This is a genomic window from Mobiluncus mulieris ATCC 35243, assembly GCF_000160615.1.
GTDB lineage: Bacteria > Actinomycetota > Actinomycetes > Actinomycetales > Actinomycetaceae > Mobiluncus > Mobiluncus mulieris.
In genome coordinates, this window is sequence record NZ_GG668518.1 from 423,039 (window position 1) to 445,686 (window position 22,648).

The window sequence follows — 22,648 nt, forward strand, 5'->3', positions numbered from 1 at the left end:
CTGCCCCAGCTGCGGCTTGTTCGCCCGCCTTATTAAGAACCTCGGTGGAAGCGTCTCAGTTCTGCGCGTTCATTGTGTCGAGAATATTGGGAATCGGAGGAAACTTATCAAGTCCTAGTTCAGTTTTCAGCTGGTTGAGCGAGATGGTGTGAACCTTACCGGCGCGCATATCCCTAGCAAGCTGGGTAATGCGCTGCTTTTCCTATTTGGGACAGCGCGGGTTGCGAAGTTTCTTACTCAAACGTAAAGCCATTTTTGATATATCACGCTAAGGGAAAGAGCGCGACTGCTATATAGGCGATTCCCAAAAACAATGGGGGATTTTTGCAGGTGGGGCTGACAGCATGTGCCAGCCTCCCCCCAATTCTTCCACCATTCGGGGAAATGTGGTTCAGATTACCCCAATTCTTCCACTATTCGGGCACACCTCACCGAGCTTAACTCCAGAAAAAGGTGCTAAACACCCAACCTGTCAACAATTACGGACAACCCCAAAGCATTAAATGAATTAAATGAACCCGTTAGAGCATCCCGATGAAAGTGCCACACAGAATCTTGGTAATCATGGCCACCGGATAGGCCATGGCATAGCCCAGGGAAATGCGCGGGTCGACATTGGTTTGGTCATTGGCAAAGCCCATCACAGCCGGCTGGGTTTGGGCACCTCCCATAAAGCCAGCCAGTTTCGTGCCACCCATTTTGCCAATCCACCGCATGAAAATGTAAAGAAGGATACCGAAAAGATTGGTGACTATGAACCCTACCAGCAGGATTCTCCACCAGTCGCCCCCGGTGAAAGCAGTTTGAATCGCGCCCCCGGCGTTGACCCCGGCTTGCGCTAAGAACAGCAACAGACCAATTTCTCCCAGCACTTGTCCGGTCGTGTAGGGCAGGCCGGTTACGAAGGGACCGATACGACCCACTCGCCCCATAATCAGACCCATGATAATTGCCCCGGCTGCGTATCCCACCGAGAAATACCCGCCGCCCGGGTTCGGAATCGGAATCTGGCCAATCAAGAAACCTAGCGTTATCCCCACGCCAAGCCCCACCGGGTTCAAGGAGGTCAGACCACGGGTGGAATCGCCCAGGTATTTGGTAATCACTTTAATATTGGCCTTCGGCGCCACTACGCGCAGCCGATCACCCAACTGTAGCACCAAATCCGGGTACGCCACCATGTCCACATCCCCACGACGCACCCGAGAAATCGTGGCTTGGAAGCGATCTCCCATATTGAGCTCCGAGATAGTCTTGCCGGCCTTCGCTACGTCAGAAAGGGTGATGCGCCGGTAATCCAGGTAATGGCGGTCAATTTGGAGCGGATGGGAAGAAGGGTGTCCCAGTTCCTTGATAATCTGGTCAACCGAGGCGGCTTCACCCACAATGGTTACCAGGTCATCTTTGTTCAAGGTATCGGACATATTCGGACGCATAATCGGTCCGGTTTCCCCGCGACGCAAACGGGTAATCGCCAGTTTTTCGTCGAAGCGTTCAAAGATTTCGCCCAGGCGGGGTTGTGCCGCTGTTTCGACTCTGATGGTTTTAGTCACCAGAGGGGTGGGGGCGTCCTTATCGCTCTTGCCCGCGCGCAATGCCAGAGAAGCAAACAGAATCATCCCCAGCACGCCATAAAGGTAGGTAATAGAATAGCCCACCGTGGCACCCGCTAGGTCGTCGGAAGTTTCGCCCACGGCATCCAGCATAGGCGTGTTTGTCAATGCCCCGGCGATGGTGCCACCGATTTGCGCTGCGTTCATGCCCAGCATCATTCCGATTCCCACCCCAAGCAAACAAACCACTATGTAGCATCCAATCAGCAGCAAAATAGCTTTCCAAGCGGTCTTTAAGGTGGCGAAAAAGCTGGTTCCTGCATTCGTACCGATGCAGAAAGCAAACAGAGCCAGACCTAGAACCGCGATTTCGCGGGGAATCTTTAGCTCAACACCAGAGGCTCTGCCCCACGCGGAGATAGCTATAGCCAAAAACAGCACCGCTGCAGCGCCCAGTGAAACGCCCTTAATCTTGATGTGTCCAAGTGCCATACCGACCCCCAATAGGAAGGTCAGCATCACAATTGGATTGGCCGCAAAATATTCGAGCAAGAGTCCTCCTAAACTCGTCCCTGTCTCCAGAACCGGGATAGCCCTAAACGGGGGGTGAACATAACACTCTTAAATACTATCAGCGCATACTGTAATCTGACCGGGTGTCAGGATTTAGAACCGGGTGATTGCCTTTCAACACGCGATCTTGCAGCCAGTTACGGTCGGTGAGCATCCGGGCACTGGCCAAACCGATGCCGATGGCCAAGATTACTACCGACACCTCAGTTAGCGATATGAAGGCTTGGGAATAATCCCCGTCATTTAGGTGGGTCAGAGCCGCATAAAGTGGTACACCGGGAACCATGAGCACGGCCGCAGGAACAGACAAGGAAACTCGTGAATACCGAAAATTTGCCGCCCGCGAAATCACGTCAGCCAACAGACCAATCGCTAACGCCTCTAACCCCACCGCGAGCTGCCAGGTCACCCCGTTATCAACCGCCAGGAAGCGCAAAGGGTTCACCACCCCGCAAATCAGACCCGCATAGATACTCAGCCGCCAGGTGCAGTTAAACAGCATGGCGAATCCGGTAGAAGCAATAAAAGAACAAATTGCGCGGACTACAAACAACCACACCCCATGTATCGGGGGCTGTGCGGGAGGATCAACCGCCCAGTCAAACACCACCGAGACCAGCCACACGGCTACCCCAGCGGAAACCACCAGCATCAATGTGTAAACAAACCGGGGAATACCCGCCGACAGGTCCATACGCACCAAATCCAGCATGGAAGTAATCAGCGGGAAACCGGGAACCAGAAACAACACTGCCGAAACAATCCCGGAACGCAAACCGATGGAATCCCCACGCAACCATATGGGCAGTGCGCTCAAATCACCGGTACTCATACACTGATGCAGTATCAGTTCCAGCAGGGTGGCAAATATAATATAGAAGGTTGCTCCCGCGAAACCCGCTACCAGCCACACCGCAAAGTGGTTGAATTTCCGGGTCATCATCAGTTTGCGCAGGAATTGCCCCAACCCCGCCGCCAAGCCAGCCAAGAGACATTCAACCAAGCCCCCCCGGTTCAAGAAACAGAAACACGCACAAGCAATCCCTGAAGCTAAAGCGTTTACCAGTTTTCCGTACTCTAGGGGATAGGAATCGATACGATCCATGGCGGCATTCGCGGCCGCTATGGTGGTTCCCGGTTTCAGATTCTGCACAAAGTTACGCAACCGGTCGAGTTTCGCGGCGTTTGTCCCAAAGGCGCGTTGCTCCAAAACAGCGGTACGCGAATACGGTGGCAGATACACCGTAGAACTAATTTCCCCAAAGGTGACTTGTACATTGTGCTCGTCGGCACCAAGGGCAGTCGCCAAGCGCGCCATGGAAATCTTGATGCGATAAGCCGAAGCTCCGCAAGCCTGGAGAGCATGTCCCAGGCGCATAATCGTGCGGGATTGCTCCGAGAGAGTAATCTGGGTTTGTTCCAGTTCTAACAGACTTTGGGTGTTTAGAACTACCGGAGGTTCCTCGGTAGATACTTCTGATGCCGGGCTTGCCTCGGGCTTGGAATCTTTGTCGTCCCCAGCATTAGTGGCAGGTTTCGCCTTGCTGGCAAATAAGTGTCCTAAGGTTTCAGAGGGTTTAAATCGCACAGTACCGAGTTAACCATTCAAAATCCCCTCTCAACAAGGACTTTGGACACAGGCATCTTGATATACTGCACAGTTAGCGAAGTTGCAACTAGAGAGGCAGTGAACCATGAGGAAAACTCGTACCTTGAGTGTATTGGTGGAAAATAAACCCGGCGTGTTGGCTCGGGTAGCCGCGCTGTTTGCTCGCCGTGCTTTTAACATCACGTCCCTATCGGGAGCTCCCACCGAGAACCCAGAGTTTTCCCAAATTCTGATTGTGGTTGATGTTTCCGAAGTGCCCTTGGAACAGGTTAAGAAACAGTTACACAAGCTTGGCAATGTCCTGAAAATCGTCGAGGTAGAACCGGAAAACGCCGTGGAACGCGAACTGGTACTCATCAAGGTTGCAGTCGCCCAGGCTCAACGCACGGCGGTGCTGGAAATCGTAGCGATGTTTCGCGCCCATGTGGTTGACGTGTCCCACGAAACCCTGGTTATAGAGTCGAGTGGCTCACCGCTGAAGAACGCCGCGCTGTTTCGGGAACTCGAGCCTTTCGGGATTAAAGAAATCGTGCAATCCGGCACTGTGGCTATTGGGCGCGGCGCGTCACCTATCACCGAGCCCGGGGAAGTCCCCGAAGACACCGAGACCACGCAAAGCGTCGAGTCGGGTCTAGAGGTAGTTTTGCCTCCAAACGAGTATGCTTGAAATTAATGACCCAGATTTTATTTGCTGACGATGCTGACCTTGGGATTATCCAAAGCCGGCGGGTAGCCGTGTTGGGTTACGGGGCGCTCGCTGCGGCGCACGCCTTGAATCTGCGGGATTCTGGGGTAAAGGTCATTATTGGCCTATCGTCGACGACGCGGGCGGGCGCTAAAGCCCAGGAACAAGGTTTCGAGGTGCAGCCCCTGGCGGCGGCCGTGGCCGCTGCGTCTGTGGTGCTGGTGGCACTACCGCTTTCTAGACAAGTCCACATTTACGATTCCGAAGTCGCCCCCCACTTGGCACCTCATGACACCGTAATCTTCACCGAGGGATTCAACGTCCGTTACGGATACCTCCGCCCGGCCGTTGGCCTCGACGTCGGCTTGGTCTGCCCACAGGGACGGGTTCATGAGTTGCGAGACGAATTCGTGGCCGGACAGGGAATTCCCGGGCTAATCGCAGTTCAGCAAGATGCCTCGGGTATGGCGTGGGAAGTGGTGAAATCCTATGCGGCGGCAATCGGGTTGACCCGTGCCGGAGTGGTGGCCACGACTTTCGCTCAAGCCACCGAAGCCGCCTTGTTCAGTGAACAGGCCGTGTTGGGTGGTGGGCTGAACCGGTTGATTCAAAGCGGTTTCGAAACCCTGGTGGAAGCCGGATATCAACCGGAAGTGGCGTATTTTGAGGTGTGCTATCAGCTAGAACAACAAGCGCGTCGGCTGGGCGAGGCCGGGGTGTGGGGGCGGCGTACCGCCGCGAGTGACCTGGCTGAATACGGCGGATACACCGGGGGGACACGCGTGATTACCCCCGAAGTAAAAACCCAGATGAAAGCGGTTTTAGCCGCGATTCAAAGCGGGGAGTTTGCCGCGCGTTTTATGGCCGATCAAAATGCCGGGGCGGTGGAGCTAAAAACACTACGCGCCGCTAATGAAAACCACGTCTTGGAAAGTGTGGGGACGCGGTTGCGTCAACTTGCCCCTAAAACCGTGCCGTAGCCGGGTAAAACCCGGGGGAGGGGCTCTTTTATGACTGAGGATTTAGCGCGTTTTTGGTTTTTGTCGGATTTTGGCGTAAAACGAAGTGTTCAACTTTAGATAATAACGAAGAAAGAAGCAGGATTAATAATGAGTACATTGGAAGAATTGGCCAAACAACCCCTGCCGCCCGCTGATGAAATTGCGGGGCGGTGGGTCGTGCAAGCCCACGACCACCTAACGGAACCAAGCGAATATGAACGCATCATGGGGGAACTGCGTTTCGGCAAGGACTTTAGCGACTACATGGCGCATTCGATTTGGACACGCGCGGCGGGCTGGGGCGAAAAAACGATTAAACCCTACGGGCCGTTGCCGGTGACTCCGGGAACCGCTGTTTTGCACTATGGGCAAGAAATTTTCGAAGGGCTCAAGGCTTACCGACGTGAAGACGACTCGATTTGGATGTTTCGCCCGGGCTTCAACGCCCACAGATTTAACCAATCAGCGCGACGTCTGGCCTTGCCGGAGCTGCCGGTAGAGGATTTTGTGGGTTCCTGTGTGGATTTGGTGCGTGCTGATGCACGGTGGGTACCCACCACCGCCGGAGCCACCCTGTATCTGCGTCCCGTAATGTATGCCTCCCAGGACTTCCTGGGGGTTCGCCCCGCCGACGAGGTCACCTATTTCTGTGTGGCTTCCCCGTCCGGGCCGTATTTCAAATCCGGATTCGCGCCGGTCAGCATTTACGTGTCCCAGGAATTCCATCGGGCGGGTCCGGGCGGAACCGGGGCGGCGAAGACATCCGGTAACTACGCTGGTGCCATGCAAGCCCAGGTAATCGCCCAAGAACAAGGCTATAATCAGGTTTGTTTCCTGGATGCTGTTACGGGAACATACCTCGATGAACTGGGGGGAATGAACGTGTTCGTGGTTTATCAGGATGGACACGTCGCCACTCCGGCTTTGACGGGTTGTATCCTGGAGGGCGGCACCCGCGCGACGATTATGCAGCTGCTGCGAGACGAAGGGGTGGAAGTGCGAGAAGCCCGGATTTCTTTGCTGATGCTGTTAGATCAAATCAAATCCGGCAAAGTCACGGAATGCTTTGCTTGTGGCACGGCTGCAGTAGTAACTCCGATTGGTCGATTGGGCGGCGAAGACTTTAACGTTGAAATCCCCGTCGGAACTATGACCAAGCATATCCATGACCTTATTACCGGAATCCAATGGGGAACGGTTGAAGACACGCATGGTTGGTGCTATCGGGTTAAGTAACGGGAAAACACCCCAAATTTTAGGTTACGTCGCGCGGGTATGCGCGGCGTAACCGGTTTAAATGCCCGAGCATGTCCTAAGCTAGAATAGAAAGTTAGAGTTCGAAAGGAGTCCGCAGTGATTGGTTCGGTGCAGGAATTCGCTGATTTGATCACCTCCCACAGCGAGGAGGACTTTCTTCGAGCGATTTCTGACATTGCCCCGACCTTCGTATGGGAAGAAATCATCCGTAAACGCCCCGATTTAGCCGAGTTTGTTTCGCAATCCACCACTATTCCGGATTCGGTGTTGGATACTATCGCGCTGGCGGCTCCGTGGCGAGCTCGCTACCTGGTAGCGATTCAAAATCGCACCCCGCCCTCCGTATTGGCAAAACTGGCTCATGATGGTGACACTAGGGTGCAAAAAGCGGCGATGGCTAATGACGCGACCCCTTTGAAGGTCATCGCGGAGTTGCGCGATGACCGCCACGAAGAAATCGCCAAGTTAGCGCGGCTTATTTGGGAAGACCGCGCCCAGAAGCGTGCCGGGAAACATTCCTCTAAAGGTGACCGGCTGTGGGACGTTCCCCCGGAATCTGATTCTGGCGACAAATCCGGGGCTCCCTATCGCAGCTATTTCGATGAATTAGTGGAAGCCAAGGGTTTGACTGCCGCAGATGTGGTGCGTGGTTTTGATCCGCGTGACTCGGAGTTGCCCCTCGCTGAAGAAGGCCCGTGGGTGGTGGCGCCGTGGGGAGAGACAGAATATGTGGTTGGCTCCCAGCGCGGGGCGGAATTCGCGATTTACGACACCGTGGATTCCTTGGAAGATGCGGTTGACCTGGTGCATCGTCTGTGTACCGAAGTTCTGCCGGTTGGCGAGTTGCCGGTTGATGCCCCCGAACGGGGTCGGAAAACCAGTATTGGCATCGATGCCCGCACGATTTCGCGTGGGGGTAAGCCGGGCTCTAATGAATTGCATACCGGCGATTTGCTGGACTGTTTCGACGATGACAAGGCACAGTTTTTGTTTGCCTTGGGGACGCCCTTGGCGAATCGTGGCATGAAATTGAACCAGGACAAGCCCTACCGGGTGTTCGAGGTGCAAGCCCCCCTGCCGATGGCCGTGTTGGAAGGCTTGACCGCGCAAACCGAGACCAATCCGGGTGGGGGTGCGATAGTGGTGTTGGATCGTCCGTTGCGTTGGTACCTGGATCACCGGTTCTTGTTGGAACTCAAGTAACACTTGGATTGTCGGGTGGCACCTCGTGAAACCGCCGTTTCACGAGGTGCCATTTACGATGCCGGCACTGCGCGAAGGGTCGACAAATTCTTTTTCCGCAACCCGTCGGGCTAAAATGGTTCCTTAGTGATGTTTTGTTGCCAAGGAAAGTGGCACCTCATGAAGGGGGAGCGTAACCGCGCGGCAACAGACGAAACCGACGCAAGTAGAGAACAGAAAAGGAGCAGCCCCGTGGCATCAACCCTGGAACAAGTGATTTCTTTAGCGAAACGACGTGGATTCGTGTATCCCTGCGGTGAAATCTACGGCGGCACCCGTGCCGCGTGGGATTACGGCCCGTTGGGGGTGGAACTGAAGGAAAACATCAAAAAGGCCTGGTGGAACTACATGGTGCGTTCCCGCGAGGACGTGGTGGGGCTGGATTCTTCGGTGATTTTGCCGCCGAAGGTGTGGGAGGCTTCCGGGCATCTGAAAGCTTTCACCGATCCCTTGATTGAATGCACCAGCTGTCACAAGCGTTACCGCGAGGACGACTTGCAGGAAAAATACGCCGAAAAACACGGAATCGACAATCCCGATACGGTGGACATGGCCGTGGTGGCCTGTGAGAACTGTGGAGTGAAGGGACAGTGGACCGAGCCGCGCGCATTTTCTGGATTGCTGAAAACATATTTGGGGCCGGTGGATGACGAGTCGGGCTTGCACTTCCTCCGTCCCGAAACGGCACAGGGAATCTTTATCAACTTTGCTAATGTGATGAACTCTGCCCGGATGCGACCACCTTTCGGGATTGGCCAAATCGGCAAGTCTTTCCGCAACGAGATTACCCCGGGGAACTTTATTTTCCGCACCCGCGAGTTCGAACAGATGGAACTAGAGTTCTTTGTGGAACCCGGCACGGACGAGGAATGGCACCAGTACTGGATCGACCACCGCTTTGCCTGGTACACGGATTTGGGGATTTCGGCCGATAACCTGCGGTTCTATGAGCATCCCAAGGAAAAGCTGTCGCACTATTCCAAGCGCACGGTGGACATTGAGTATGCCTTCGGCTTCGAGGGCTCCAAGTGGGGAGAACTGGAAGGTATCGCCAACCGCACCGACTATGACCTGTCGGTACACGCCGAGGCCAGCGGCCAGAAGCTCGATTACTACGACCAGGCCAAGGATGAGCGTTGGGTGCCCTATGTTATTGAGCCTTCCGCCGGGTTGACCCGCTCCCTGATGGCCTTCCTGATCGAGGCTTATACCGAGGACGAGGCGCCCAACACCAAGGGCGGGGTGGATAAGCGCACCGTGCTGCGGCTCGACCCGCGCCTTGCGCCGGTTAAGGTGGCGGTATTCCCGCTGTCCAAAAAGGAAACCCTGCCGGATTTAGCGCGGGGGATTGCAGCGGATTTGCGGAAATTCTGGAACGTGGACTATGACGATGCCGGGGCGGTGGGACGCCGGTATCGCCGCCAGGACGAAATCGGCACCCCGTACTGTGTCACGGTGGACTTCGACTCGGTTTCCGACCACGCGGTCACGGTGCGCGAGCGCGACTCCATGACCCAAGAGCGCATCCCCATGGAAGGCTTGGTCGCGTATTTGCGCGATAAACTGCCGCTTTGCTAGGGCTAGCAGATAGCTCAACAGAATCCGGTTCCAACGGGCGGGCAACCGCAGCCGGCCTATAATCCGCAGCAGCAGCCAGCTGCAATCCAACCGCAGAATATGCCGGGTAATGATCAAACGGATTATCCGCCGCCGCCGCAAATAAACTCATAAAATTATTGACCGCGCGGCAACGTGAACTGAGTGTCGGCTAGTGGGTGCAACCTGATTATGGTTATCTACTAGCCGACAGGCGGTTTTTACTTCAATTTCCGTCTGTAGATAGTCGAGACTCGTAGTCCTGTCCGCCGTAAAAGACACCAAGAATTTCTATGCGCTTTGCTCGTGCTACGTAGGCAATAACGACTCGGCGACGAAAACCCACGATTCGCAGACCCGGACGCAAATCCTCACGAAGTGTTCCCAGTAAAGGCAACTCCCCCATGGAATCACAAAAATCAACAATCTCTGAAATGAATGACTCGCCGACATCCAAAAAACCTGATTTTACAGCAATGTAATCCTGCAGTTCCCAAAGTTGTTGCTCCGCCCGGGCAGAATATACAACCTTTTTAATTCGCTAACCTTGGTGAATACGGTCGGATTGTCGCCGGGCGAGGCGTTGGCGTAACTGGGTGGAAGTAATTGCCCAGGTGGGGTTTGCCTCCAACTCGTCATAGGCGGCAACAACTTCCGTGCGCAACCAATGTTCCATCGCAGCATCGCGAGCCAGCAAAGTACGCAATCCGTCGCGGATAACCTCACTTTCGCTGGCGTACTCACCCGATGCTACCCGTGATTTTACTGCCTCGGCCATCTCATTAGGCAAAGTAACGCTCAACTGCGTGGTTGTCCGCATATCTCCGACTCCCTTCAGTAGGATTCAATCCTATCATAAGAAACCCTGCTTCACGAGATAAACATATTTGGTTGAGTGCGTCTGCCGCCGGGTAGACTGGTTTGCGGTTATTTTGGTTTCGGATTCATGAGGGGACGGCGGTGAATAGGACTAAATTTGCGCCTTTGAGCCTGGGTGGGGTTCAGTTTGTGACCCCGGTGGCTTTGGCGCCGATGGCGGATGTGACCAATGCGCCCTTCAGAGACCTGTGCCTGGAATTTTCCCGCCAGGGTTTACCCGTTGAGCTGGCTTGCCCGGAGGCTGAGCTGGGGAAGGGGCAAGCACCTCATGAAGCCGAAAGGAAAGTCGCCGTTGCCACCGAGGATACTAACAGCAGCGTGACCAAGACCTCCGCAGCAGCGGAAACCGGTACCACCTGGCCGGGGAACGTGACGGGGAAAGCCCAGGTGGAGGGCATGTTTGTCGGCGAGATGGTCACCGCGAAGGCTTTGCGGATGGGGTCGGAACGTTCCTGGGTGATGGTGAAATCCGGGCCGTTGCAGGCGGTGAAGTCTATCCAGCTCTACGGGGTCGTGGGGGAGGACTTGGCCTGGGCGGCCGGTGAACTCGTACGTCGCGGTCTGGCTGACCATATTGATTTGAACTTCGGGTGTCCAGTACCCAAAGTCACTCGCAAGGGCGGGGGTTCGGCGCTGCCGTGGAAAACCGCGTACTTCGGGGAAGTTGTGGCGGCGGTGGTCGCGGCAACGCGTGTTGCTAGTGAGGACTCTGGGCGCAGTTTCCCGGTTCCGGTCACCGTGAAAATCCGCAGTGGTATCGATGCGGAACACCGGATTTTCCTAGACGTAGCCCGCGTGGCAGAGGACAACGGCGTGGCGGCAGTGACCCTACATGCCCGCACCACCAGCGAATACTATGGGGGTCATTCCCATTGGGAGGATATCGCAGCGTTGGTAGAGGTGCTGGATATCCCGGTTTTGGGAAACGGCGATGTGTTTTGCGCCGCAGATGCTTTGGAGATGTTTCGCGAAACCGGGTGCGCCGGGGTGGAAATCGGACGAGCGGTGCAGGGGCGCCCGTGGATTTTCCGCGAAATCACCGCCGCCTTGTGGGGGTTGCCGGTGCCGGTGGGACCGAGCCTGGGGGAGGTCGCGAATGTGGCGCGGCGTCACGCCGAGGGGCTGGTGGCGCATTACGGCAACGAACTGGTGGCGCTGCGGGATATGCGCAAACACCTGGGTTGGTATTTCCGAGGTTTCGGCCTGGGTGGCGAGATGCGCGGTCGGTTGGCACGAGTGGAGAGTCTGGCGGAGCTGGAACAAGCGACTCATGAATTGATAGAACGACTGGGCGCGGACACACCCTATCCGTCGGCGGCCACCGGCCCACACGGACGCTCCCGCATCCAGCGTAAAGTCCACTTGCCGGAGGGCTGGCTGGACACCCGCGAGATGAACGCTGCCGCCCGCGCGGCCTTGCACCTAGACGACGACGGCTGCGACCCCTATGCCCACTAGGTCTTGGCTCACTTTGAGGTTTTTGATTCACTGCGTTTGTTGCGGGGTTCATGAGGTGCCATCTGGGAATTTTGCCACTGTATTCCTTTTGGGTGCTTACAGGTAGCAAAATTGCTAATTCAGAGTGGTAGAATTGTAGCAGTAAGCTTCAGGGGAGGTGCATTATGCCACTAAAACAAGCGGTTACCCGAGTTGAGGAACAGCAATATGAGCTGTTCCGGCGCACCACCAGGGAACTGGGAACTACTCCGGCAGACGCTTTGCGGATGTTCATCTATGCTTTCAACTCACATCGAGGTTTTCCCTACGAGGTGCGTTCTTTGCAACCTGTTGATGTCGAGCCTTTTACTAATGAAGCGGATGCCACCAGATTTGCTACGACTCTTTCCTTGGAAGCTATAAATGCACAGCGGTGAAATCTGGACTTTACGTGATGATGCCTATGCTTCCAAGGCACGTCCAGTAGTTGTCGTGCAAGATGCCGAAGTTGAAAATTTTGACTCGATTGTATTGTGTTTACTGACATCTTTTGATTCCGATAATATTTCGACACGGGTCAAAGTGCGTCCCACCGCAGATAACGCGTTGACACGGGACAGCTTCGTTATGACCGAGAAAATAGTTACTGTGGATAAGGCGCTTTTAGGGAAGAAAATAGGCTTTCTTGACGAGCTGACAATGAAAGAAATCAGAAACCAATTAGCGTTTTTACTGGGGATTAAATAGTAAAACAGTGCAGAAGATACAAATAACACCTCATGAAACCGTGAAATTCAACGGCGGCAAGGTAGGCTAGAGGGGTGAGTGAAACTGGTGAATACGCCCCCGCCGAACATGAGCGTTTCCCGCACTCGACTGACGCACTCCCTAGAAGTCGCCCAGGTGGGACGCGAATTAGGCAAAGGCTTAAGATGTAATCCGAATGCATTGACGGAGCGGATTATCAGTGATAGCGTATTAAAAATTCTTTTTAAAAAACTCTGTAGAAGAAGGGCTCGATGATGAATCTTAGGAAAATCTCATAATGGTGCTGGCTACGGTGGCAACACTCGGCATGGTGTCCCCGGCTTTTGCTGTTGATGCTGATGGCTCAAATTTTGACGGGCAGTCGGTGGCTCCGGCGGATAACTCTGCAACACCCGTGGAAGTGGAGAGTTCCGATCCAGAGAATACAGACTCCTTAGAGTCACGTCCGCCAATAGTGCCGCCAGGCAGCTCTGATATTACGAACTGTGCCTTGGGGGATTACTGGTGCGTGAGTCCTGAACGTACCTGGTATCCGGTGTGGACGGAAAAAGGTTGGGATTACCAGAAGCGCACCCCGGAAGGCGAGAAACGCCGGCAAGAAGTCATCGCTGAGGATTACGCCTTATCCCAGAGCCGGGCTAAAACATACCGCTTTAGCCCCGAGGAATATAGATTCTTGAGGCGAACGATGAGCCCCCAAGAAAACAGCTACTATTGCGGACCCGCAGCAGTACAAGCCGCTTTGCGAAATGAAAATAAGGATTACAACCAGTCACAGATTGCTGGGTGGTTGGGCACTACCTCACATGCGGGAACTGGGTGGTCGGATGAAACGGCACCAGTCCAGTAGCCAAAGTGATGAATGCGCACAGTAAGTTTTCCTACACTGCCTATCCCACTCCCTACGGACACGGAGGGCAATCAATGCATATCGAGGCGCTCATGATTCGAACGGTGGATGGTGTTAATCAAAATAAACCGCTTCTTTCTAATATCTGGAAAAAAGTAGGCCTAGATTTTAACGCAATGCCTAAAAAGGAAGACATTTTCCACTGGATAGAGATTTATGGATATATGGAATACGGCCGCGCGATTCATTTTGCGGATCCGGCTGGGAAATCCGCATATGTTAGGTGGGGTAAATGGGCCGACCCGTATTCCTACACCGGGGCGAGTAAACTATCAGAGCTACACGCGGGGAGAGGCTACATTGCATAAACGGTTATACCAACTCGCTGCTTTGACCTTGATACTGGGCATCTGCGGTGTGGCGTTGGTTGGTTGCGGCGGATTACATTCAGGGAAAAATCCTGAATCGGCAAACGGCAGTAAGAGTGCTGCGCCCAGCTTTGACCCGAAGCAAGACCCGCGTTACGGTCCACCGGGAACTCCCCGCAAAACCCCCTACCGTAGCGAGGCTTTTGTGGAATTAGATAGCAGTGTTTTTCCACGTGCCCCTAAACAGCATCACTCCCCGCCAAAGTGGGTAAAACGAGGAAAGTCCTGCTTGGGGTGGCCCACTCCCGAGGAATATGACAAGCTAAACGCGCTGGTCTATGAACCCACTAAACCGACATCGTATATAGGCTTTGGCGACATCAACGATACGCGGACTATGGCAGTGATGTCAGAAGGTGACAATGGCGTATTCTTATGGAATACCCAGCGGTGCTTCAGCCTGGGTGGATCCCATCCACGACCCGGAAAGCATCGTCTGGTACAGTTTTGATGGGTATTCCAAACCCATAAAAATTCTTAATAACAATATTATTCATGACCCGCCGATAGTAACCAAGAAATTGATAGCCATAGGTACAGAAACCGGCGGCTACGTATTTGACATTAAAACCGGCAAGGGCATCCGTCTGCTCAGTGATTTGACTGTGGTGCCGTTTACTAACTCCTCCGGTAATGTCGTAATATATAAACATCCATCAAAAGATATTATGCAAGAGCAAACAGAATTCGCATTCAATGCACTCACCGAACTCGACGGGGAAAAAATTTATGAATGTGAACCGGCGGTAACCCCCTCAAAATCGGGATGGAACGACCCCAAATCGCATAAGGAACTGCCAGCCCCAAGCACTACCGAATAAGGGGAATGGGCTACACTCGTGCACTGTTGCGGAAAATAGCCCTAACGGTGGAAAAATGGCCTGGAGTGTGAATTTAGCGCAAGCTAACCTCATTTTTTCCACTATTAGGGCACGCGAGGCTCATGTATGAATAATCAGTTGCAGCCGACATATAATCCCCAAATCGGTCAGCCGCAGCCGCAAAACCAGTTACCTAATGGTCAATCGTCGCCAGATTTTCCGCCGCCACCGCAAATAACCTCATAAGATTACCAGCGGCACAATAACCCGAATCGAGTGCCGGCTAGCGGAAAGCCCGATTATGCCTCTTCACTGGCCGATGCCTGGTTACACTGGTTGGGCGTGCAGTCCTTATACTCTCGAACTTGTCGGACATTCGGATTATGCGGTCTTCATCAGCACCATCGCTATTGGTTGAGCGGGTTGTCCGTGTTGTGTTTGTTGCCGGGTTCATGAGGCGAAGGCGGCGGTCTTTTGCATATTCTGGTTCGTGACCAGAACAGCAACCTCGAAGTCTTGCTCGGGGCGCTCGGTGAGTCCTGCTGCGGCATCCTTAACCATCGCTTCGACCTGGTCGAGGTGTCTGGTTTGGGTGAAAAGTCCCTCAATTTCAGGGACTTCGATTGCCCACCATTTGCCAACTCGGGTAGCTTTTGCTGTGAGTTTCATTTCATCCCTAACTGTTTCATGATTTGTCTAGCGGTGATTTCGTTTATTTCGGTGTGGTGGGGAACGACGGTTTGTCTGTCGCCCAGTCGCACTATCGTGTGCGCACCACCTTCCTTGAGAGTGAGCTGCGCATTGATACTTTTGGCGTGCCTGGTGATGTCACCCAGCAGTTTCCGCCTTTTCACGTCATTAAGTATATCCCACTCCCATTTTGAACACGAGTATCTGCGCGATAAACTGCCGCTGTGCTAGGGCTTGGAGAGATGCCGGTGAATGCCGCCAGCTAAGGCGGCATTGAGACTGGGAGATTAGGGATTAATCCATTTTACTCGTCTTGAACTGGGCTTTTAGAGAGTCTTGACTTTTTGTGTGGGGGTATTGTTTTTGCGGATTGTTAATTTTGACTTGCCACGGCTAACGCGGTTCTAAAGTCATGTGTAGCGAGTGGATTTTAGCTAGTCTGGCTTTGAATTCTTCTATCAAGCTATTACCTGTTAGGGTTCCTTCTTGTTCCATTATTCGTGCATATCTATATGGTATGCCTGTAAAATCATGAACAGTAATGGCACTCAATGATTCTGAATCGGGATACAGTGTGGTAAATTCTGTATTTAAAGAATCTATAAGCTTATAGCTATCAATTAGATAACTAGGTTGGCTTTTAAGGAGAAATTGAATTCTCTCTGTCGCATCTTCAATCTTAAGATTTGGTGCTTCAATTATTGAATTGACAACTACTCTATGTTCAATTCCCAAATCTAGTGTCCCGCGAAACACGTCCTCGATAACAAATTCATTGCAGTAATCGGGAAAAATGTGGTACGTTGGTAAGATGTAAAAGTTATCTTTATCCTTTATGTAGTTATCAACATGTTTGAGCATTATCGCTTCCATGTAATCATAATTAATATCTGTTGAAATATACAAAAGTTTTCGTAATTCCCAAATGGGAATACCATTATAATGAAGGGTTGCAAGCGCATCCGGCAAGGAAAAATCGTGACGAAAATCATTTAATGATGAGTAAATAAACTCTCTAAGCTGCACTTCGGAGATTAGAGGATTATCTAACTTTTTATACGGCCATCCTGGGTTATTAAGTAAGTCTGAAAGTCGGTAGATTGTGGGAAGCACACCCGCATCTACCGACTCCATAACTTCGGTGTCATGCCATCCAAGTAAATCGGCTACTTCAAGGAAGGAGAACGTGTTACACATCTATCTATACTTGTCTTGCTGAATATGCCCAACTGGGGAACTTCTCTAATAATAGCGTGAGACGATAGCTAGCGATACTGTAATTTGTTGGTATTTTTATACCAACAAATTACGGTGTGATGTTAACTCATGCCTGGGATTCTTGATGGCACCTCGTGAATCCGCGAAACCTAACGGTGGCAAGGTAGGCTAGGGGGGTGAGTAAAACTGGTGAATACCCCGCCGCCGAACACGAACGTTTCGTGCCCGAGCGGCACAAGCGGGGGGAACGCAGTGATTTTGAGCGCGACCGGGCCAGGATTTTGCATTCTTCGGCGCTGCGGAGGCTGGGCGAAAAAACCCAGGTGTTAGGCCCGATGGCCAATGATTTTTCCCGCACCCGCCTGACACACTCCCTGGAAGTCGCCCAGGTGGGACGCGAACTGGGCAAGGGTCTGGGGTGTGACCCGGATGTGGTGGACGCGGCCTGCCTGGCACACGACCTGGGGCACCCGCCCTTCGGACATTCCGGGGAACGGGTGCTCAATGATATTGCTAGAGACATTGGTGGATTTGAAGGTAACGCGCAAACTTTGCGCCTAGTGACCTATCTGGAACCGAAAGTAGTCACCCCCGAAGGGCAACCCGCTGGGCTAAACCTGACTCGAGCCACCCTGGACGCGATTGCGAAATATCCGTGGCACCGTGGGAAAGGACCGGGCGGCAGCTCCAGTGCGAAATTCGGAGTCTACCAGGAAGACGCAGCCGTATTTGCCTGGCTGCGAGCCGATGCGCCGACTGCGTGTACTGATACGGCGGAGTCTTCCATGCCCGACGCTGTGCCGGCTGCGTCGGTTGCCCCAACCGCGACTCCGGCGTCGGTTGCGAACCGGCGCTGTCTGGAGGCTCAGGTCATGGACTTGTCCGACGATATCGCCTATTCCGTCCACGACGTGGAAGACGCCATAGCACTGGGTTCCGTAAATCCCACTGTTTTGGATAATGACGCGACGTTGGTGCACGTCCTGGAAGCCACCAAACAGTGGTATGTCGGAGCTTTTGACCCCCAAAAGCCCGATTCTTTCACCGTGGACGACATCGCTGCTGCCTATGAACGCCTGCGGAACACGCCGTTTTGGCTCGCCGCCCCCGCCACCGACTACCGCTCGCAAGCCGCTTTGAAAGATATGACTTCCCAGCTGATTGGCCGTTTTTGCCTGGCGACTCATGATGCCACCCGTGAACGCTACGGTACCCACCCGCTGACGCGTTACGCGGCCGACCTGGTGATTCCGCGCGAAACCCGCGCCGAAATCCTGTTCCTTAAGGGAATCGCGGTGTACTTCGTGATGGCACCGCGGGAAACCTCGCATGACTACCTGGCGCAAAAGCAAATCCTCTCCGATTTGGTGTGGGCGCTTTTGGAACGGCAAACCGAGCACGCCGACGCGCTACAGGAGCCCTTTGCGACCCAGTGGCGCCGAGCCGACAACCACCCTTTGGGACGTGATGCCGGGCGGCTGCGGGCGGTAATCGACCAGGTCGCGAGCCTGACGGACACTTCGGCAGCGGCGTGGCATGCTAGATTGGTGGGAATGTTGACCCAGCCGGTTTAGCGGTTCCACCGGTGGATTGTGGTTTCATGAGGCGCGAGCCGGGGTCACAGCGTTTTGCCTGCGGGTGGGGCGGTATTCACGAGGCGCTAACGGTAAGATAGGGCTATGGCTTCTAAGATTGACCCCGATGACATCCAAAAGGTGCGTGAAGCCATCCCCATTGAGCAAATTGTGGGTGATTACGTCACTTTGCAACGCGGGGGAGTGAACTCTATGAAAGGCCTGTGCCCCTTTCACGACGAGAAAACCCCGTCCTTTCACGTGACGCTGGGGGCGAATCTGTGGCATTGTTTCGGGTGCGGCGAAGGCGGGGATTTGATTGATTTCGTGCAACGCATCGAGGGCTTGGCTTTTCTGGAGACCATCGAGTTTTTGGCGAATAAAGCCGGGATTGTGTTGCACTATGTGGAGGGCGGCGAGGCCGGCTCGACGCGGGTAGAACCGGGTACCCGGCAGCGCCTTTTGGAATGCAACCGGGTGGCGCAAGATTTTTTTACCGCGCAGCTATTGTCGCCGGAGGCTCAAGATGCGCGGGACTTCGTGGAAGGTCGCGCGTTTACTTCCGAGGACGCGGCTCGTTTCGGCATGGGATACGCCCCGAAAGGTTGGGGGAACCTGCTGGGGCATTTGCGCGACAGTGGGTTCACCGATGCCGAAATTACCACGGTGGGATTGGCCAAAATGGGTTCGCGCGGTCTTTACGACGTGTTTCGTGACCGGGTGACCTGGCCGATACGGGACACTACCGGGGCGGTGCTAGGTTTCGGAGCGCGGCGCCTGGATGATTCCGACCCGGAAAACCCGAAATATATTAACACTCCGGAATCCCCGATTTACCACAAATCCTCGGTTTTGTATGGCCTGGATTTGGCGCGTAAAACTATCGGGGAACAGCGCCGCTGCGTGATTGTCGAGGGCTACACCGATGTGATGGCCGCGCATCTGTCCGGGGTGACCTGCGCGGTGGCGACATGCGGCACGGCGTTCACCGGTGAACACGCGAGGATTGTACGCCGTCTGATTGGGCGCCCGGCCGATGGGGCTTCGTCTTTGCGGATGCCCGATGGTTCTGCGCCGCGCGGCGGGGAAGTGATTTTTACTTTCGATGGGGATGCGGCCGGCCAGAAAGCCGCCCTAAAGGCCTTCCGCACCGACCAGGATTTCGCCGCCCAGTCTTTCGTGGCGGTGGCTGGAGAGGGGCTTGACCCCTGCGATTTGCGGATGCGACGCGGTCCTGGGGCGGTGCGGGATTTGGTGGACAGCCGCCGCCCGCTGTTCGAGTTCGTGTTGAAAACGATTATCGGCGGTTTCGACTTGGACAACTCCGAGGGTCGTGTGGCGGCACTGCGGGCGGCAGCACCCATTGCGGCCGAGATTCGCGACCGGGCTTTGCGCCAAGAATACGTCAGTCGTCTGGCGGGTTGGCTGGGGGTAAACAGCCGCGAGGCTTGGGAAACGGTGAACGCGGCAGGACAGTGGTTGCGTTCCCGGTCGCAGGAGGCGCGCGGCGCGGGTTTAAGCCGCGGGTCTGGCGGTTCCAACGGTTATGGCAGTGGTTCAGTTGGCGGCGGATTCATGAGTCGCGAGGGAAATCCAGGCGGTACGGGGAATGCGCCGGCCTTATTACCCGTAATGCCGCCAGTGCGGCTCGACCCGGGCGTGGATACCGACCCGGTGTGGCGCCTGGAGCGTGACGCTTTGGTGGCGGCGCTCCATTTCCCGGCCTTGACGGGGGAAACCCACTTTGACCTGCTTAGCCCCCAGGGTTTCACCCAACCCACGCTGCGAGCCATTTTCGAGGTTATCATGGCAGCGGGTGGGGTTGCGGAATATGCGCGTCTGCAAACCGAGGCGGCAGCTTCGGGGACATCAGACCCGCCGCGTGCCGCCTTGAATCGCTGGGCGGCGGCGGTGAAATCCCAGGCGGGCTCGGCCTTGGGGGGAGTGGTCACCGACTTGGCGACCCGACCGGTACCGGTACGCTCTGAAGACGAAGCCGCGCCGTGGATACACGAGGTGATGGATGCCCTGGAGCGCCTGTACCTGAACCGGGAAATGGCGGGGTTGCGGGCGAAACTGAACCGTTTGGATGCGGGAGAGGAGAAAAACGCGGTGTTTGCCCAGTTGATGGAGCTAGAAACCCAGGTGCGCGCCTTGAGCCCGGAATATTGACCGCCCGGTTTCACGAGGCACTTGTCGCCGTTGCGGCTGGCACCTCATGAACCCGCCTCAAAACACCGCTAAACGTGAGCCGTCAGCAAACCCATCCCCGCTTGAACCATCAATACCCGGCTTTCAACGCGGTGATGGTCAGTTGATTGCGACTGGTGAAATCGAGGGCAACGAAGAGTTCGCTAACATAGGTGCGCACGGTGTTTTCGCTCAGTTTCAGCCGCCGGGCGATGGTCTTATTGGGGTAGGCCTCGATGACGAGGTCGAACACGTCGCGCAGATAGGGCGGGAGCGCCTCGACGCGGCGGCGAAAATATTGGTATTCGGGGGCGTTGCTACTCGCGGCCAGAAAGTTTGAGGTCAGCATTTCGGTGGGGCGCGACCCGAAAACCCGCTCGCCAGCGTGAGCGCGTTTCAGCTGTTCAGCCAGCCGATCGGGGGGAATATCCTTGGTCAAAAACCCGCGCACGTTTTGTTCCAGGGAGCGCGCGAAAGATTCCTCATGTTCGAAGGCGGTCAGGATCACCACCGCCAGCTTCGGGTATTGTTTCGCGATGCGTTGGGCGGTTTGGATGCCGTCGAGTACCGGCATATCCACGTCTATCAAGGCCACGTCCACGGGCTGCGTGGCGAGAATCTTTAGGGCTTGTGCGCCGTTTTCGGCGGTGGCAACCACGGTGATGCCGTCTTGGTGATTCAACAAGTTCGCCAGCCCTTCGCGGATAATCCGGTCGTCGTCGGCAAAGAGGATGCGGATGTCCCGGTTCGCGCCACTCGCGTCCCTGGGGTCTTTCACACCTGTTGGTTCGGTCGCGTCGTCCGTGTTGTCCGCGTTATTCTTCTCGTATCCGTCCATCGTTTCTGCCGCAGCCGCGTCGTTCAAGAAAACCTCCGGGGGATAATGGCGTTGATAATCCACCGATTATTGCGGCGGGTAAACAGCATTTTACCCCCTTCCCCCTCGATGCGGGACTGCAAATTCACCAAGCCGTATCCACTGGTGTACTGTGGCGGGACGGGTGTCGTGGAGATTGTGCTGGCCATCAGCAGTGAAATCGCCTCCCCGTCAAGGTCAATCAGCAAATCCACGCCGGTGTCGTTTTCGCTGTATTTCAAGGCATTCGTGGCGCATTCCCGCACGAAGAGCGCGGCGGTCTGGATAGTTTGCCGCGTCAGGTGTTTATCTAATTTGCCTTCCGGGTCTACCTTTAGGGTGAGCCCGCGGGTGCGCAGCATGGTGCGGGAATCCTGAATAGCCTTGTCCAAACTGGGCGGGACGGCTTTTGCATTAAGGTTCATAATCAGGGGGCGGATGCGCCCGGCGGCTTCGCGTGCCAGGGTGACGATGGGTGCGGTTTCGGTGGCGAGTTCGGGGTGTGTGGTGGCCAGGTTTTCCACCGAAATAGCCACTTGTGCCAAGTCTTTCGCAATAGTGTCGTGCAGTTGCCGCGCCAGTTCTTCGCGGATGGCGGCGGCGCTTTGCCGCGACTTCATGAGTTGCCTCTCGGTTTTCCGGGCTCTATCCGTGATGAAGCGCAAACTGTATCCAATGGCCAGAACCAGGACAACAAGGAACACTTCGCCGAGAATCCGCCGACCGGGGTCAGCATCTTGCCAGGTGTTAAGAGCCACCATCGCCGCGAGCAGAGTCAGCGCCCGCAAGTTCCAGTGCTGTATCAGCCACACCACCACTATCAGGTTAATCCCGAAACCTGGCATGGAAAGCAGATTGGAGTGTTCTGTAAACCCGTAGGCAAAAAACACTGCAATATAGATTAAATCCCCGACCACGCCTAGCCACGCGGCGAGGGCAAGTTCTATCCCGAAGATGACAATCATCCACACTTCCGGCTCATTTAACGAGCTCAGAAATACGCGGGGAATCAGCTCATATACAACCATGAAGGCTGCCATTAGCAGGTACGCAGCGCGGTAGCCGATTCCCCTGGTTCGCAGCCAAATTGTGAAATTCCTAGTAAAACGCGAAAAGAGCCACTTAGGTCTAGATTCTTCCAATGTCATTTACACCCCGGTAGGTGTGGTAAGTACTTACAGTAGAATAAGCCGTATCGTGGCTGCCTCACCACAGTTGGGACATCGCTGGGTGGTGTTACCTTGTTAGTGGTTGTGGGCAGCGTGACAGGAGACACGGCTAGAACGCCGACCGCGAGCAAAGCCACTCCATGCGCGAATAGCCTCTGAACTGCATAAATGTTAGACATGGTTGACCTCCTAAACAACTTATGGCTGATAATCTCAAACCTGTGCAATTCACCCTAGCATCACTGTTGTGCC

At 54.8% G+C, this 22,648-nt stretch carries 22 protein-coding genes; 13 read left to right on the plus strand and 9 right to left on the minus strand.

Annotation, left to right across the window (positions count from 1 at the left end):
* Positions 1-521 precede the first annotated feature (521 nt).
* Positions 522-2,105, minus strand: a complete 1,584-nt coding sequence (locus HMPREF0577_RS01725; RefSeq protein ID WP_004011940.1) for an aspartate:alanine exchanger family transporter — start codon at positions 2,103-2,105, stop codon at positions 522-524.
* Positions 2,106-2,184: 79 nt separating this feature from the next.
* Positions 2,185-3,714, minus strand: coding sequence for a threonine/serine exporter family protein (locus HMPREF0577_RS01730; RefSeq protein ID WP_004011941.1), 1,530 nt, complete (start codon positions 3,712-3,714; stop codon positions 2,185-2,187).
* Positions 3,715-3,820: 106 nt separating this feature from the next.
* On the opposite strand from HMPREF0577_RS01730, the gene ilvN reads away from it, so the two are divergent.
* The 5 genes from ilvN to HMPREF0577_RS01755 all read left to right on the plus strand — a co-directional run bounded on the left by ilvN (position 3,821) and on the right by HMPREF0577_RS01755 (position 9,498).
* Positions 3,821-4,402, plus strand: a complete 582-nt coding sequence (gene ilvN / locus HMPREF0577_RS01735; RefSeq protein WP_004011942.1) for an acetolactate synthase small subunit — start codon at positions 3,821-3,823, stop codon at positions 4,400-4,402.
* A 5-nt stretch (positions 4,403-4,407) separates the two neighbouring features.
* On the plus strand, positions 4,408-5,400 hold the full coding sequence (ilvC, locus tag HMPREF0577_RS01740; RefSeq protein ID WP_004011943.1) for a ketol-acid reductoisomerase: 993 nt from the start codon (positions 4,408-4,410) through the stop codon (positions 5,398-5,400).
* Positions 5,401-5,529: 129 nt separating this feature from the next.
* Positions 5,530-6,657, plus strand: a complete 1,128-nt coding sequence (locus HMPREF0577_RS01745; protein WP_004011944.1) for a branched-chain amino acid aminotransferase — start codon at positions 5,530-5,532, stop codon at positions 6,655-6,657.
* Between the two features lie 117 nt (positions 6,658-6,774).
* The gene (locus HMPREF0577_RS01750; protein WP_004011945.1) at positions 6,775-7,881 is read left to right on the plus strand and encodes a TNT domain-containing protein; all 1,107 of its coding nucleotides are present in this window, start codon (positions 6,775-6,777) and stop codon (positions 7,879-7,881) included.
* A 231-nt stretch (positions 7,882-8,112) separates the two neighbouring features.
* Complete coding sequence (locus HMPREF0577_RS01755) at positions 8,113-9,498, plus strand: glycine--tRNA ligase (protein WP_004018461.1); 1,386 nt, start codon at positions 8,113-8,115, stop codon at positions 9,496-9,498.
* A 244-nt stretch (positions 9,499-9,742) separates the two neighbouring features.
* Here the strand turns inward: HMPREF0577_RS01755 and HMPREF0577_RS10730 are convergent, their stop codons facing one another.
* Positions 9,743-10,054 carry a type II toxin-antitoxin system RelE/ParE family toxin gene (locus HMPREF0577_RS10730; protein WP_004016499.1) on the minus strand — a complete coding sequence of 104 codons (312 nt, stop codon included), beginning with the start codon at positions 10,052-10,054 and terminating at the stop codon, positions 9,743-9,745.
* Positions 10,055-10,057: 3 nt separating this feature from the next.
* On the minus strand, positions 10,058-10,336 hold the full coding sequence (locus HMPREF0577_RS01760; RefSeq protein ID WP_004011948.1) for a type II toxin-antitoxin system ParD family antitoxin: 279 nt from the start codon (positions 10,334-10,336) through the stop codon (positions 10,058-10,060).
* Positions 10,337-10,437: 101 nt separating this feature from the next.
* On the opposite strand from HMPREF0577_RS01760, the gene HMPREF0577_RS01765 reads away from it, so the two are divergent.
* The 6 genes from HMPREF0577_RS01765 to HMPREF0577_RS11760 all read left to right on the plus strand — a co-directional run bounded on the left by HMPREF0577_RS01765 (position 10,438) and on the right by HMPREF0577_RS11760 (position 14,699).
* Positions 10,438-11,853 carry a tRNA dihydrouridine synthase gene (locus HMPREF0577_RS01765; protein WP_004011949.1) on the plus strand — a complete coding sequence of 472 codons (1,416 nt, stop codon included), beginning with the start codon at positions 10,438-10,440 and terminating at the stop codon, positions 11,851-11,853.
* Between the two features lie 164 nt (positions 11,854-12,017).
* Positions 12,018-12,269, plus strand: a complete 252-nt coding sequence (locus tag HMPREF0577_RS01770) for a type II toxin-antitoxin system RelB/DinJ family antitoxin (protein WP_004011950.1) — start codon at positions 12,018-12,020, stop codon at positions 12,267-12,269.
* Positions 12,256-12,579, plus strand: a complete 324-nt coding sequence (locus tag HMPREF0577_RS01775) for a type II toxin-antitoxin system PemK/MazF family toxin (RefSeq protein ID WP_004011951.1) — start codon at positions 12,256-12,258, stop codon at positions 12,577-12,579. The genes HMPREF0577_RS01770 and HMPREF0577_RS01775 overlap by 14 nt, the downstream gene beginning before the upstream one ends.
* Positions 12,580-12,877: 298 nt before the next feature.
* Positions 12,878-13,450 (plus strand): cysteine peptidase family C39 domain-containing protein, encoded by a 573-nt coding sequence (locus tag HMPREF0577_RS01780; RefSeq protein ID WP_004011952.1) that lies wholly within the window; start codon positions 12,878-12,880, stop codon positions 13,448-13,450.
* Between the two features lie 176 nt (positions 13,451-13,626).
* Positions 13,627-13,818 (plus strand): hypothetical protein, encoded by a 192-nt coding sequence (locus HMPREF0577_RS11755; RefSeq protein ID WP_248613628.1) that lies wholly within the window; start codon positions 13,627-13,629, stop codon positions 13,816-13,818.
* 422 nt (positions 13,819-14,240) lie between these two features.
* Positions 14,241-14,699, plus strand: coding sequence for a hypothetical protein (locus HMPREF0577_RS11760; RefSeq protein WP_004011955.1), 459 nt, complete (start codon positions 14,241-14,243; stop codon positions 14,697-14,699).
* Positions 14,700-15,149: 450 nt separating this feature from the next.
* On the opposite strand, the gene HMPREF0577_RS01795 is transcribed toward HMPREF0577_RS11760, so the two are convergent.
* The 3 genes from HMPREF0577_RS01795 to HMPREF0577_RS01805 form a co-directional block, all read right to left on the minus strand.
* Positions 15,150-15,368 (minus strand): hypothetical protein, encoded by a 219-nt coding sequence (locus HMPREF0577_RS01795; RefSeq protein ID WP_004011957.1) that lies wholly within the window; start codon positions 15,366-15,368, stop codon positions 15,150-15,152.
* Positions 15,365-15,553, minus strand: coding sequence for a type II toxin-antitoxin system HicA family toxin (locus HMPREF0577_RS01800; protein ID WP_004011958.1), 189 nt, complete (start codon positions 15,551-15,553; stop codon positions 15,365-15,367). The genes HMPREF0577_RS01795 and HMPREF0577_RS01800 overlap by 4 nt, the downstream gene beginning before the upstream one ends.
* A 229-nt stretch (positions 15,554-15,782) precedes the next feature.
* Positions 15,783-16,586 carry a hypothetical protein gene (locus tag HMPREF0577_RS01805; protein ID WP_004011959.1) on the minus strand — a complete coding sequence of 268 codons (804 nt, stop codon included), beginning with the start codon at positions 16,584-16,586 and terminating at the stop codon, positions 15,783-15,785.
* Between the two features lie 197 nt (positions 16,587-16,783).
* Between HMPREF0577_RS01805 and HMPREF0577_RS01810 the strand changes: the two genes are divergently transcribed.
* Positions 16,784-18,181, plus strand: coding sequence for a deoxyguanosinetriphosphate triphosphohydrolase family protein (locus HMPREF0577_RS01810; protein ID WP_004011960.1), 1,398 nt, complete (start codon positions 16,784-16,786; stop codon positions 18,179-18,181).
* Positions 18,182-18,286: 105 nt separating this feature from the next.
* On the plus strand, positions 18,287-20,353 hold the full coding sequence (gene dnaG, locus HMPREF0577_RS01815) for a DNA primase (protein ID WP_004011961.1): 2,067 nt from the start codon (positions 18,287-18,289) through the stop codon (positions 20,351-20,353).
* 109 nt (positions 20,354-20,462) lie between these two features.
* Here the strand turns inward: dnaG and HMPREF0577_RS01820 are convergent, their stop codons facing one another.
* The gene (locus HMPREF0577_RS01820; RefSeq protein ID WP_004011962.1) at positions 20,463-21,236 is read right to left on the minus strand and encodes a response regulator transcription factor; all 774 of its coding nucleotides are present in this window, start codon (positions 21,234-21,236) and stop codon (positions 20,463-20,465) included.
* Complete coding sequence (locus tag HMPREF0577_RS01825) at positions 21,233-22,255, minus strand: sensor histidine kinase (RefSeq protein WP_248613630.1); 1,023 nt, start codon at positions 22,253-22,255, stop codon at positions 21,233-21,235. The genes HMPREF0577_RS01820 and HMPREF0577_RS01825 overlap by 4 nt, the downstream gene beginning before the upstream one ends.
* Positions 22,256-22,648: the final 393 nt, after the last annotated feature.